Origin of the sequence: Aetokthonos hydrillicola CCALA 1050 (assembly GCF_017591665.1) — a bacterium.
Classification (GTDB): domain Bacteria; phylum Cyanobacteriota; class Cyanobacteriia; order Cyanobacteriales; family Nostocaceae; genus Aetokthonos; species Aetokthonos hydrillicola.
The window spans coordinates 23,577-35,850 of record NZ_JAAKGC010000044.1 but is presented as its reverse complement, the minus strand read 5'-3'; the positions used below and the strand labels follow the sequence as shown (position 1 = coordinate 35,850).

The 12,274-nt window shown below is 42.4% G+C and carries 12 protein-coding genes, 1 tRNA gene and 1 other annotated feature; of the genes, 9 read left to right on the top strand and 4 right to left on the bottom strand.

Features of this window, described 5'->3' with window-relative positions:
* The first annotated feature begins 156 nt into the window (after positions 1–156).
* Complete coding sequence (locus G4P69_RS21130; protein ID WP_208338869.1) at positions 157–1,869, top strand: diflavin flavoprotein; 1,713 nt, start codon at positions 157–159, stop codon at positions 1,867–1,869.
* A 204-nt stretch (positions 1,870–2,073) separates the two neighbouring features.
* On the opposite strand, the gene G4P69_RS21125 is transcribed toward G4P69_RS21130, so the two are convergent.
* From G4P69_RS21125 to G4P69_RS21115, 3 genes are all read right to left on the bottom strand, one after another.
* The gene (locus G4P69_RS21125) at positions 2,074–3,336 is read right to left on the bottom strand and encodes a hypothetical protein (RefSeq protein ID WP_208338868.1); all 1,263 of its coding nucleotides are present in this window, start codon (positions 3,334–3,336) and stop codon (positions 2,074–2,076) included.
* A gap of 106 nt (positions 3,337–3,442) precedes the next feature.
* Positions 3,443–3,988 carry a phycobiliprotein lyase gene (locus G4P69_RS21120; protein ID WP_208338867.1) on the bottom strand — a complete coding sequence of 182 codons (546 nt, stop codon included), beginning with the start codon at positions 3,986–3,988 and terminating at the stop codon, positions 3,443–3,445.
* A 226-nt stretch (positions 3,989–4,214) separates the two neighbouring features.
* Positions 4,215–5,186 (bottom strand): glycosyltransferase family 2 protein, encoded by a 972-nt coding sequence (locus G4P69_RS21115; RefSeq protein WP_208338866.1) that lies wholly within the window; start codon positions 5,184–5,186, stop codon positions 4,215–4,217.
* Between the two features lie 126 nt (positions 5,187–5,312).
* Between G4P69_RS21115 and rplS the strand changes: the two genes are divergently transcribed.
* The 8 genes from rplS (at position 5,313) to rplL (ending at position 9,799) form a co-directional block, all read left to right on the top strand.
* Positions 5,313–5,675 carry a 50S ribosomal protein L19 gene (rplS, locus tag G4P69_RS21110; protein ID WP_208338865.1) on the top strand — a complete coding sequence of 121 codons (363 nt, stop codon included), beginning with the start codon at positions 5,313–5,315 and terminating at the stop codon, positions 5,673–5,675.
* Between the two features lie 147 nt (positions 5,676–5,822).
* A tRNA-Trp gene (locus G4P69_RS21105) sits at positions 5,823–5,895 on the top strand.
* A gap of 165 nt (positions 5,896–6,060) precedes the next feature.
* Positions 6,061–6,282 (top strand): preprotein translocase subunit SecE, encoded by a 222-nt coding sequence (gene secE / locus G4P69_RS21100; RefSeq protein ID WP_208338864.1) that lies wholly within the window; start codon positions 6,061–6,063, stop codon positions 6,280–6,282.
* Positions 6,282–6,926, top strand: a complete 645-nt coding sequence (gene nusG / locus G4P69_RS21095) for a transcription termination/antitermination protein NusG (RefSeq protein WP_208338863.1) — start codon at positions 6,282–6,284, stop codon at positions 6,924–6,926. The genes secE and nusG overlap by 1 nt, the downstream gene beginning before the upstream one ends.
* Positions 6,927–6,932: 6 nt before the next feature.
* Positions 6,933–7,358 carry a 50S ribosomal protein L11 gene (gene rplK / locus G4P69_RS21090; RefSeq protein ID WP_208338862.1) on the top strand — a complete coding sequence of 142 codons (426 nt, stop codon included), beginning with the start codon at positions 6,933–6,935 and terminating at the stop codon, positions 7,356–7,358.
* Between the two features lie 84 nt (positions 7,359–7,442).
* Positions 7,443–8,144 carry a 50S ribosomal protein L1 gene (gene rplA / locus G4P69_RS21085; protein WP_208338861.1) on the top strand — a complete coding sequence of 234 codons (702 nt, stop codon included), beginning with the start codon at positions 7,443–7,445 and terminating at the stop codon, positions 8,142–8,144.
* A 288-nt stretch (positions 8,145–8,432) separates the two neighbouring features.
* Positions 8,433–8,601: a sequence feature (ribosomal protein L10 leader region), on the top strand.
* A 70-nt stretch (positions 8,602–8,671) separates the two neighbouring features.
* On the top strand, positions 8,672–9,250 hold the full coding sequence (rplJ, locus tag G4P69_RS21080; RefSeq protein ID WP_208338860.1) for a 50S ribosomal protein L10: 579 nt from the start codon (positions 8,672–8,674) through the stop codon (positions 9,248–9,250).
* A gap of 135 nt (positions 9,251–9,385) precedes the next feature.
* The gene (gene rplL / locus G4P69_RS21075) at positions 9,386–9,799 is read left to right on the top strand and encodes a 50S ribosomal protein L7/L12 (protein WP_208338859.1); all 414 of its coding nucleotides are present in this window, start codon (positions 9,386–9,388) and stop codon (positions 9,797–9,799) included.
* Positions 9,800–10,212: 413 nt separating this feature from the next.
* Here the strand turns inward: rplL and G4P69_RS21070 are convergent, their stop codons facing one another.
* Positions 10,213–12,228 (bottom strand): serine/threonine protein kinase, encoded by a 2,016-nt coding sequence (locus tag G4P69_RS21070; RefSeq protein ID WP_208338858.1) that lies wholly within the window; start codon positions 12,226–12,228, stop codon positions 10,213–10,215.
* Positions 12,229–12,274 lie beyond the last annotated feature (46 nt).

Genomic DNA, 12,274 nt, shown 5'->3' with positions numbered 1-12,274 from the left:
ATTGGATCGAGTAGAAGAATTACATCATCGGTAAATCTGTCTTTGGGAAGGAAGTCAATACTGCTCGATTAAGCCTTTTTTTCCTGCCATACCCCATGTCCCATGCCCTATGCCCCATGCCCCATGCCCCATGCCCCATTCTCACTTGTAAAAACTATGCCATCGACAAAACCTCGTGATGTTCAAGTATGTCCAATAGGGACAGATACGACAGTAATGCGATCGCGCAGTTGGACGCGCCTCAGATTTGAAATTGAATACGCTCTTAGCAAAGGTACAACTGCTAATTCTTACGTCATTAAAGCTGATAAAACTGCTTTATTTGATCCTCCAGGAGAAACGTTTACCGAGATTTACTTACAGGCGTTGCAGCAACGCTTTGATTTAAATAGCATTGATTATGTAATTCTAGGTCACGTCAATCCTAACCGTGCAGCAACTCTTAAAGCACTGCTTGAAATTGCGCCCCAAATTACCTTTGTATGTTCTAATCCAGGCGCGATAAATTTGCGTGGAGCACTGGAAAATCCAGATTTGCAAATTCTTGTGATGCGGGGGGAAGAAACCCTTGATTTAGGCAAAGGTCATAATTTGCAATTCATTCCTACACCTAATCCGCGCTATCCAGATGAACTTTGTACTTACGATCCACAAACAGAAATTCTGTACACAGACAAGCTATTTGGAGCGCACATTTGTGGGGATCAGATAGGCGATGAAGGCTGGGAAGTATTTAACGAAGATAGACGCTATTATTTTGATTGTTTAATGGCTCCCCATGCGCGGCAAATAGAAACGGCGCTGGATAAACTGTCTGAATTTCCTGCCAGAATGTATGCTACTGGACACGGACCTATAGTACGCTATGGTTTAATCGAACTGACAAAAGGTTATCGCCAGTGGTGTCAACAACAAACGTCTCTAGATACCACAGTAGCACTGCTTTATGCTTCAGCGTATGGAAATACAGCAACCTTAGCCCAGGCGATCGCTCGTGGTATAACTAAAGCTGGTGTTGCAGTCGAATCAATCAACTGTGAATTTGCAGATCCTGAAGAAATTCGCACGGCGGTAGAAAAAGCAGGCGGGTTTTTGATTGGTTCCCCTACTCTCGGTGGACATGCACCAACACCCATTCAGGTAGCTTTGGGTATTGTTCTTTCCACTGCCACTAATAACAAACTTGCTGCTGTGTTTGGTTCTTTTGGTTGGAGTGGCGAAGCCGTAGATTTGATAGAGGGTAAACTAAAAGACGCAGGGTATCGTTTTGGTTTTGAAAGCATCCGAGTCAAGTTCAAACCAGATGATAAAACCTTGCAAATGTGTGAAGAGGCAGGAACAGACTTTGCTCAAGCACTGAAGAAAGCTAAAAAAGTTAGATTGCAATCCGTTCCTGCTACTACTACTGAGCAAGCAGTGGGAAGAGTTGTTGGCTCACTGTGTGTTTTAACTGCTAAACAAGGTGACGTTTCTAGTGCGATGTTAGCTTCTTGGGTATCCCAAGCAAGCTTTAGTCCTCCTGGTTTAACTATAGCTGTTGCCAAAGACCGTGCTGTAGAATCACTCACACACTCTGGAAACAAATTCGTTCTTAATATTCTCAAAGAAGGCAATTATATAGGGTTGATGAAACACTTCCTCAAGCCCTTTACCCCAGGACAAGATCGATTTACTGGTGTTGCATCTCAACCAGCGGAAAATGGCTGTGCTATTCTTTCTGATGCTTTAGCATATCTTGAATGCGCAGTAAAAAGTCGAATGGAAGTTGGTGACCATTGGCTAGTGTATGCAACAGTCGAGCAAGGCAAAGTGCTAAATAACGAAGGTATAACTGCTGTGCATCATCGGAAATCAGCGAATCATTATTAGGGGATTGGGGACAGTATTAACAGTTATCAGTTATCAGTTATCAGTTATCAATCAAGAATAATGTGTTTATCGGAATGCGAAACACCCCATCATACGCCTTGATCACTGATAACTGTTTACTGTTTAAGATCTCCCCTGCCCTCACTGCGATAGTATATTTTTTTAGTTGGAAGTCCCTAAGGGTTTGAAGCTGTAACTTAATCCCTACCTACTCTGTACCTGTTGAACCTGAAGCCTATAGACGATACCATAACCGCGACCAGGAAAGCCCCCGGTGCGGTGAATGAATACTAAGAACGTGAAGGTAATAAAAAGCTGTAACAAAGCAATTGTGGCTAGTAGCTTAACGTGGTTCTGATAGATCAAAGCTAGCCAGATATAGAGAAATGGAAAAACAACAATAATATAGTAGGGCTGTACATTGACTCCCGAAAGTGTGAAAACGCCCCCTACACCAAAAGCTAATGCCTTGAGGTAAAAATTTAGCGCTGGATCTTCTTCTGTTGTTGAGCGAACTTGAGTGTGAGCTTTTTTTCTGGACTTGAAAAATCTGTAGATTGGGTATAAACCAGTTGCGAACAAAAATATATGGGCTGGAATCATTAAATAGGTTGGAATTCCAAAGATTAAAGGTTCCTTGAGAAAATGCGTCCAGAAAACTTTCAATAACGGATTACTGAGATTGACTCCTACAGATGTTGTCATCCACTGGACATAGAATTTGGGTACTAAAAAAGCAAGAATAGAATGCTTATAGTGTCCCATATGAGGCAGGATTGCCCAAAACCAAGGCAAAAGTGGAATGCTTCCTAAAGCTGTACCTATAATCCACCCAACCCATGCTGCTTTTTTGAGAGTTTTTTGTTTGTAATCGTGCCAGATAGTCCACAGTAAGAGCCCAGAGGCTAAAAAGAACCCGCCCATGTGGACTTGTCCAATAAAAGCACCTGCTATTCCCCAGAGGAAACTTCCCCAAAGCTTTTGCCTAAACCAGTGACCTAGAAATACTAGGAAACAAAAAGGAGCTAGTAAATCTGGTATCCAGATTTTTCTCGACAAAACAACAGCTAGAGGATTGACGCTGGCGATCGCCAAACCCCATAGCCAAGGTTTCCTATAATGGGGGGGAATTTGCCACATGGCAAATCCAAAAAACAGCCAAAGTGTGGCAATATTTAAGCATTGCACCCAACGCACCATTGAAATTGGATTGTGGGCAAAAATCCCAATTATTGCAAACCACCAAACTGTCATCCCTGGATTAGGAACACCAGCGCCACTTAGCATTCCGATAACAGGAAGAGGAATGGCACCACTAGCAATCTGTCGCGCCTGCTCAAACATCCATTTTTCTTCACTCTTCCATTCCATATCAGTTGCCCATAGCAATCTTAAACCGCTACCTGCTATGAGAAAGAGGATAATGATCAGTAGTTCTAACTGTGCGCGGTGAAGCTTATTTTTCAAGAAGGGGATAGGAACGGGATTTCAAAAATGACTCAAAATATAATACAGCAGAATTCAGAATTCAGAATTCAGGAGTCAGTAGTAACAATGTGCTGTATATTTCCAATTAAGGACTTTCAATCCTCTTTTCTAAATACTGACCAATCATCAGTTGTTCCCCTGCACGAGAGATGATTGACTGCCGTGTACGATATTTACTGCCAATTAGCTTTAATTCTTCCTCGAAAACTGAACCGTTATATTCGGTTCGTAAGCACAGGGTTTTGGGGTTGGGTAAGTAATATTGGGCGGTGACGGGTTTGGACGTGGCAAAACCGCGATCGCGATAAAGTAGACTTCCCAAAGCTCCAAATACTGTTGAACCGTGAGATTCTTTCTTTCCTGTCACTGAGTTTGTACTTTCCCAGAACACGTGTGCTCCACAAGTTAAACTTACTGAATCAGGTAACCCATGCATCCGCGCAAGATCAAGTAATTCATCACATCCTACATTTAAAAATCGGCTAGTGATCGTACTAACCACTTCCTTTGTTTCTCCATCAGGGAGCGTGTAATATCGACGCTCAGAGCGCCATTTGCCCGCTGATTCAGTAAAAAATTCTGCAAGTAGAGAGTCGTCGCAGGTTTGTGGAAGTTTTAGCGGTGATGTCACTGGTAGCTTTCCTCATTTGTGGTCATTGACAATTAGTTGCAGGCTTCCCTACATTATGCAGGTTCCAAACACCAGATTTTTTTACATTTATTAATAACTTATGCTAATCCACTTGCCCTTGACTGTTCGTACCACTACAGTCAGAAAAATTTCCGCTAAAAAAGGAGCCAGAATTCAGAACTGAGAATTCAGCATGAGTCCTGAGTCTTTTGTTAATTTCTTAAAATTAAGATTCAATTAAGACAAATTTAGAAATATTGAGATGCTGACGATGGGTTCTCCGTGCTACGAAGGCATTCAATAAAAGTCGCCAGGCATTGAAAGAGAAAATATGAGAATCTACCACTATACTCACGAACGAGTGAATATTTCGTTGTTTGAGCGCTACGAATGTCCAATGGAGCTTTAGATAATTTTTAATAATTTCAAACTCTGGGATAGATGAGCGGTGCTTTTGTGTAACCAAGGCATAAATTTTTTCCTTGAGCAAAATATTTGTCTCTAATCGACGTTTTAGAGAAAAGTTTTTATTATAAGCACCAACCCAGATAGTACGGTAGGCAAGACATTGGTTGAGAAAAATAGCATCCCCAAACTGAGCAATACGAATCCAAGAATCTATGTCATCACAGTTAGCATCAAATTTTGAGTCCCAACCACCACTCTTTAAGAAAGCATCACGGCTACAAGCTACTTGAACCGGAGTCCCTAAAGGGAGAGCTTCTAGCAGCATACCGTAATGGATATCGACTTGGGGAATATAAAAAGCTAGCCCTGGTCCTACTTGAGGCGTGCGGCTAAGTTCATTTTCTGATTCGTCAACCTGAGCAGCAACACAGGAGCAGATGACAGCTTCTTTTCGGAGTGCGATCGCATGCGCCATCTCTTCCAAACAATTTGATGCCAAATAGTCATCATCATCCAAAAATTTAATCCAGTCCCCAGTAGCTTTAGAAACACCAGCATTTACCGTTGCTGAATGACCTTTGTTTTCTTGATTGCGGTGGTAGACAAGCCGATAATCCCCTACAGCGTGAAGCTTTGCCATTAAGTCTTTTACATAGTCTTGGGTGCTGTCAGCTGAGCAATCGTCAGCAACAATGACTTCACAAGGGATTGTCTGGTTTAAGGCAGAGTCTAGAGAGCGCTTTAACAAGCTTATGCGGTTGTAGGTCGTGATTACAACACTAAATTTCATCTCAAGTTACTTTATCGTTGAGTGTGAGGACTTTTTGGCGTTCAAGACAAATTATTAATTTAGAATGTTTAGACTATAGAATAGTTCTCGAATTATTATTATGGATCGGGAGTTTTTTGCAAAAGTATGAACGCTCAACAGATAATTCGCTCTATAGAAGCGGAACAGCTAAAATCGAATCTGCCCAATATCTACGTGGGCGACACAGTGAGAGTCGGCGTGAAAATTAAAGAAGGCGATAAGTACCGCGTACAGCCCTATGAGGGGGTAGTGATTGCCATGCGCAATGGCGGTATAAATGAAACAATTACAGTTCGGCGTGTTTTTCAAGGCGTTGGTGTTGAGCGAGTGTTTCTCGTTCATTCACCGCGAATTGACAACATAAAAGTGTTACGTCGTGGTAAAGTGCGGCGAGCTAAACTATACTACTTGCGTAATCGGGTCGGTAAAGCTACTCGAATCAAGCAACGCTTTGACCGCGCTTTGTAAGTTGACAGCATACAACAGCAGAAGGCGAAAGTGGAAAGCGGCTAATGCCGCTGATTTATTTTTTTTTGAAAATTCAGTGCAATACAAAATAAAATGCGTTATACTGGTACAAGTCTAACGCAGTCACTGAATCTAAAGTCAGCTTGTGCGCTCTTAGTTCAGTTGGTAGAACGCAGGTCTCCAAAACCTGATGTCGGGGGTTCAAGTCCTCCAGGGCGCGCTATAATCAGAGAATCAAGCCCAGAATCAGCGCAAAATCTGCTAGCCTATTAGTAAGCTTTAAAGATTTTGCGCTGAACTTTAGTGTTTACAGATTGCTGCTTAAGGCTTTAAATTTAAGGTGAAACTGTCATAGATGAATTACTAACGGGGAGATTCAGCAATTGTGTCCAAGAAAAATGAAGCAGAAATTGAGCAAACCGGTAATGGATTCAATATAGGCAACTTTTTTCAAGGAATTCGAGAAGAGTTTGAAAAAGTCGTTTGGCCAAGCCGAAAGCAGTTAGTGAGTGAATCAGCGGCTGTATTATTGATGGTGACCCTCTCAGCCTCTTTAATATTTTTAGTTGATAAGTTTTTTATTTGGGCAGCAAATAAGGTGTTCTAATGAGTCCTGCAACAGACGAACAACTCAATTCAGTCCCAGAGTTAGAGGAAAACGCACAGGGGGCGGCAGATGCTTCTTCTAATGAAGCTCGTTGGTATGCTGTGCAGGTTGCCTCTGGTTGTGAAAAGCGCGTTAAGACAAATTTGGAGCAGCGCATCCAAACATTCGATGTTGGCGACAAAATCCTTCAAGTAGAGATTCCTCACACACCGGCAGTCAAGATTCGTAAAGACGGTAGCCGCCAACACACAGAGGAAAAAGTATTTCCAGGTTATGTGTTAGTACGGATGTTGATGGATGACGATACATGGCAAGTGGTAAGAAACACTTCCCATGTTATTAATTTTGTTGGTGCGGAACAACGACGCGGTACAGGTAGAGGTCGTGGTCACGTTAAACCCATGCCTCTTTCTCATACGGAAGTTGAAAGAATATTCAAACAGACCAGCGAACAAGAGCCAGTCGTTAAAATTTATATGGCTACTGGTGATAAAATTGTGGTGCTTTCTGGTCCATTTAAGGACTTTGAAGGTGAGGTGATTGAAGTCAGTCCTGAACGAAGCAAATTAAAAGCTTTGCTGTCGATCTTCGGGCGTGATACACCAGTAGAATTGGAATTTAATCAGGTAGAGAAACAGAGCTAATACAAGATGGCAAAAAAAGTTACGGCAGTGATTAAACTGGCTCTAAATGCTGGAAAAGCTAACCCAGCACCTCCAGTAGGTCCTGCATTAGGTCAGCATGGCGTTAATATTATGATGTTCTGCAAAGAATATAACGCCAAAACAGCAGACCAAGCTGGAATGGTCATTCCAGTAGAAATCTCAGTTTATGAAGATCGGAGTTTTACATTTGTTCTTAAAACTCCGCCAGCATCAGTACTGATTAGTAAGGCGGCTAAAATTCCTAAAGGCTCAAATGAACCCAACAAAAAGAAAGTTGGTTCATTAACAAGAGCCCAATTGCAAGAAATCGCCCAAACTAAAATGCCTGACCTTAATGCAAATGATATTGAGGCGGCAATGAAAATTATTGAAGGCACTGCCAGAAATATGGGCGTGACAATCAAAGACTAAGAAAGTTAGGCTCGTTTATTCAGTAGTAAATTGCAAAAAAATAGGGGGAGAGGCTGAGCTTCGGTATGACCCCAGGAGAGAAAAATGGTAAAGAAATTATCGCGCCGAATGCAGGCGCTGCTAGAGAAAGTAGAAGATAAGGACTATCAACCCTTAGAAGCCTTAACGCTTTTGAAAGAAACAGCAACAGCAAAGTTTCCCGAAGCAGCTGAAGCACACATCCGTCTTGGGATTGACCCGAAGTATACCGACCAACAGTTGAGAACAACGGTAGTACTACCCAAAGGAACAGGACAGATAGTTAGGGTAGCAGTCATTGCCAGAGGGGAAAAGGTTACAGAAGCAACTAATGCTGGCGCTGATATTGTCGGCTCAGAAGAGTTGATTGATGAAATCCAAAAAGGTCGAATGGACTTCGACAAGTTAATTGCTACGCCAGATGTGATGCCACAAGTAGCAAAACTTGGTAAGTTACTAGGTCCTAGAGGTTTAATGCCATCGCCGAAGGGTGGAACAGTAACATTTGACCTAGCAAGTGCGATATCGGAATTTAAAGCAGGTAAATTGGAATTTCGCGCAGATCGTACTGGCATTGTTCATGTTATGTTTGGTAAGATATCATTCGAGCCGGAAGACCTACTGGTAAATCTAAAGGCTTTGCAAGAAACAATTGATCGTAACCGTCCTTCAGGAGCTAAAGGTCGTTACTGGCGTACAATGTATGTTTCTGCTACGATGGGACCATCGATTAGAGTTGATGTCAACTCCTTGCGTGACTTGAAATAATAAGGAGCATGATCTAGGACAATGATTCCCCAGACAAAACTTGACATTTTAGGACAATAAGATTATTGATTTTGTGCTAAAATACAGGGAAATTCATGATTTTTAGCTAGTGTAACCATTGGTTCGGTGCAATATTGAATCATGATTCAAGTGACTTGAGTTTACTCAAGTCTTTGTGGGATACCACCTTTCTTGGTTTCCAAGAATGCTGTACACAGCTTTTTAGCTTGTCTAAAATGTCTGGGTTAAAAGTATCAGCGGGTAGTAGAAAGTAGTTTTTGACTAAATTGAATAAATAGGTCACAGCCAAAGACAGCAGGTGCTATTAGCTTAATATCCTGCCCAGGTTTGCCCCCTAATTGCCAAGAATTTCCACCTATGGTGGTTAAAACAATCTTGCAATGGGAGTATAACTTTTCAACCCTGGCTGTATTAGCCAGGGTTTATTGTTTTTGCTGTTAAACGTTAACTACTAAACACATAATCCTCAACCCCCATCCCCTAACTAAAAAGGAGGTGAAAATAAGATGAGTAAAACTCTAGAAGAGAAAAAAGAGATTGTCGCTGACTTAAAAGAAGTTCTCAGTCAGTCTCTACTAGCTCTTGTCATCGACTACCAGGGATTATCTGTTGCTGAAATTTCCGATTTGCGGAAACGGATGCGTCCAACTGGCACCATTTGCAAAAAAGCTAAGAACACGCTGATGCGAATCGCTGTTGAAGGCGATAGCAAATGGCAGCCAATGACAGAGTTCTTGGAAGGTTCCTCTGTCTTTCTGCTCGTTCAGGAAGATATGAAGAGTGCGATCAAGACGTATCAGGACTTCCAAAAAGCAACCAAGAAAACGGAACTTCGCGGAGGTGTGTTTGACGGACAAGCTTTAACTGAAGCAGATGTTAAAGCACTAACCGAACTGCCTACAAAAGAAGAACTCATGGCTCGTTTGGCTGGAGGTATCAAGGCAATTCCTACCAAGCTGGCTGTTGGTATCAATGCTGTACCAACAAAATTGGCTGTTGGTATCAAAGAGGTGCCTGGATCTTTGGTACGCGCTATCAAGGCTGTATCTGAGAAAGAAAACTCAGAAAACTCTGAAGCAGCATAAAAAACTTGTACTCTGCGGTGGAAATAAACCAAAAGCCCAGAATCAAAACACTTTTGATTTTTGACTTTTGACTTCCCCAAAGGGGCTGCTAGCTTCTTTAATTGTTCATCATTCAAAATTCATAGGAGTATATCCATGTCTGCTGCAACCGACGAAATTTTAGAAAAGTTAAAAACCCTCAGCTTACTTGAAGCTTCAGAATTAGTTAAGCAAATCGAAGAAGCTTTCGGTGTAGACGCTTCTGCTCCTGCAGGCGGCGGTATTCCCTTCCTGCCACCTGGTTTTGGTGCTCCTGGTGGCGGCGCGCCTGCTGCTGCTGAACCAGTAGAAGAGAAGACTGAATTTGACGTAATTCTCGAAGACGTACCAGCTGATAAGAAGATTGCAATCCTCAAGGTTGTTCGTGAATTGACTGGTTTAGGTTTGAAGGAAGCCAAAGATTTGGTGGAAGCAGCTCCAAAGCCAGTTAAGGAAGGTGTTGCTAAGGAAGCAGCTGAAGACGCTAAGAAACAGCTCGAAGGTGCTGGTGCAAAGGCTTCAGTGAAGTAATTAAAGAAGGAGTCAGGAGTCAGAATTCAGGAGTCAGAATAAATCTCCTGATTCTTGATTTTTTGTTAAAAATTCCATCTTTACAAACAAAGCAGCGTTGCACGATTGAAGAAGTTGTGCGGCGCTGCTTTATTGTTGTTTAAGTGAAGTACCTACATTGACAGCTTGCTGCGGTGTAAACTTCCAGTTTCAAGGCAAAACTTGAAAGCAGACGACACAGACAGTCAATCGTTATCTCGATGTTATCTTGATTTCGTGGAATGATTTTGTTGATTTTATCCCGCTCCCTACCCTTAGACTAGAGCAAGTCCTAGATAGGCATCAAATTACTCATTATCTATTGGCATCGGACCAATTCGCTTTACTGGTCTTTCTGCTTGCCCTGAAAGCAATTGTTGCTCTGCTTGCCCGCTTCAACATTTCTTATCTTGAGACGGATTTACAAAATCGTGTAGGTCTTGACTCCATACACTGATGTAAATTAAATCACACTCTTGGCGCACTATCTGGCCTTTTAATGATCCTTTTATAAAACGGAAACTATCTAACTTACGCTGGTGTACTTGTCGCAGTCCGCGCTTAGCTTCTTCTGTAGCTTCACCGCCTAACATTCCAGCCAAGGTTCTCTGCATGACTTTAGGATCTACAGATTGGGCAAAGGCTACTTCCGTTTGACGAAGTTTCCCAGACTTACGATCAAATAAGTAGCCAAGATCGATTTGATTTGGGACTAAAAAATAAGTAACAGCTCTAGTATTATCCCAAGCACCTTTTGAATCTTTGGCTGGTTTGCCGAGGGTAGCTTCTACACTACTTCTTGGTGTACCTGTAGGAAAAGCAGGAACGCGCTGTCCACTGGTAGTTGATTTATTAAGCGGTGTGTGTGGTGTTGCGGACGGCTCTCCAAGGGTAGGAGATGGTGTGTTGTTGTTTTGTGTAGGTGGAAGTGTTGCTTCGGGTGTGGGAGATGGTGTGTTGTTGTTTTGTGTAGGTGGAAGTGTTGCTTCGGGTGTGGGAGATGGTGTGTTGTTTTGTGGTGTTGGCGCTACATCAGGGAATAGAATCGGTGTTTTATTATGTTGTTCTAGTGATGGTGTGGGTGTGGGCGGAAATGTAATATCATCTGAATCCACTGGCTCTTTTTGTGGTTCTATCTGTGATGCAGATGGGGTTGGTGTTGGTGTTGCTTTGACTCGTTTTTTTGGTGCTCGTTTTGGTACAACTGGGTTTTGTGAAGATGTCGGCTTGTTGGTAGGTGTAAGTGTTGCTTTGGGAGATTCTGAGGAAGGAGTTTGATCTATGTTATTAAACGTTGAACCGGGTGTAGGGGATGTATTAAGCTCTGGTTGGGATGTTGGCTGACGATTGAGACTGGTGATCGTCAATGCCCCTATCAAGCCTCCCACAACCAAACTACCAAGTATCAAAGTCGGCTTTTGCCAGTTTTGTGCAGTTCCAGTAGCAATGTTTTGTCCTGATGGCTGAGATGACTGAGGTGATATCTCAGTTGGAAAAGATACATTTAATGTTGGTCCAGTTGTCGGTGCTACTGTAGGAGGAATAGAACCAGCTGATTGCACAGCGTAAAGCATTTTGCTGGCGGTGGTGTAGCGATCGCTTGCATGAGGCTTAATTGATTGACTGAGTATGGTTGCCAAACTTTGAGACACTTGAGGGGCTTGATACTGCCAAAGTATTTCACCATTTTGTGGATTGGTATGTAGCGCGTATGGCTGTTTACCAGTCAATAGATAAATTGCTGTTAAACCTAAGCTGTAGATATCGCTCGCGTATACTGGTCGTCCTACAGCTTGCTCACTTGGCATATACCCTGGTGTCCCAATAACCAGTGATTTAGTCGCGTATCCTTCAGGATTCACCACTGAACGGATCATTTCTTTGACTGCACCAAAATCAATCAAAATCGGCTTACCTTGTACAACTCCTGCTTGATAAGGAGAGATGGGAGAACCAGTGGGGGTACGGAGAATAATATTATCGGGCTTAATATCCCGATGGATGATGCCTTTGCTATGGACATAATCTAAGACTGACAACAAACTCAGCAAAATTTCTCTAACAGCAGATTCGCTAAGTCGACCGTTGATTTTCACTATTTCTGTTAGAGTTAAACCGTGAATCCATTCTTGAACAAGGTAAAACTGACCATTCTCGGAAAAGTAGGCGTAAAGCGTGGGAATCTGGTCACTAGCTTCACCTAAATATTCTAAAGTTGCCGCTTCCCGTTCAAACCTTTGTTGAATAATTTTGTAGGCTTGCGGATCATTCGTGACTGGTTTGAGTTGCTTAATCACACAGCGACGGCGAGAAGGCATGTAGGTATCTTCTGCTAAGAAGGTTTCGCCAAACCCACCAGATCCTAGTACCTGGATAACTTGATAGCGATTGTTCAATAGCGCTGTTGTCATAAAAAAATCCCCTGATGGGCGTGGAAACCACTTGACTTCAGACAAA

Bases quoted from the DNA above. Each gene is read 5' to 3' on its own strand.
- G4P69_RS21130 (WP_208338869.1), top strand. From the start codon at position 157: ATGCCATCGACAAAACCTCGTGATGTTCAAGTATGTCCAATAGGGACA.
- G4P69_RS21115 (WP_208338866.1), bottom strand. From the start codon at position 5,186: ATGAAATTTAGTGTTGTAATCACGACCTACAACCGCATAAGCTTGTTA.
- rplS (WP_208338865.1), top strand. From the start codon at position 5,313: ATGAACGCTCAACAGATAATTCGCTCTATAGAAGCGGAACAGCTAAAA.
- nusG (WP_208338863.1), top strand. From the start codon at position 6,282: ATGAGTCCTGCAACAGACGAACAACTCAATTCAGTCCCAGAGTTAGAG.
- rplK (WP_208338862.1), top strand. From the start codon at position 6,933: ATGGCAAAAAAAGTTACGGCAGTGATTAAACTGGCTCTAAATGCTGGA.
- rplA (WP_208338861.1), top strand. From the start codon at position 7,443: ATGGTAAAGAAATTATCGCGCCGAATGCAGGCGCTGCTAGAGAAAGTA.
- rplJ (WP_208338860.1), top strand. From the start codon at position 8,672: ATGAGTAAAACTCTAGAAGAGAAAAAAGAGATTGTCGCTGACTTAAAA.
- rplL (WP_208338859.1), top strand. From the start codon at position 9,386: ATGTCTGCTGCAACCGACGAAATTTTAGAAAAGTTAAAAACCCTCAGC.
- G4P69_RS21070 (WP_208338858.1), bottom strand. From the start codon at position 12,228: ATGACAACAGCGCTATTGAACAATCGCTATCAAGTTATCCAGGTACTA.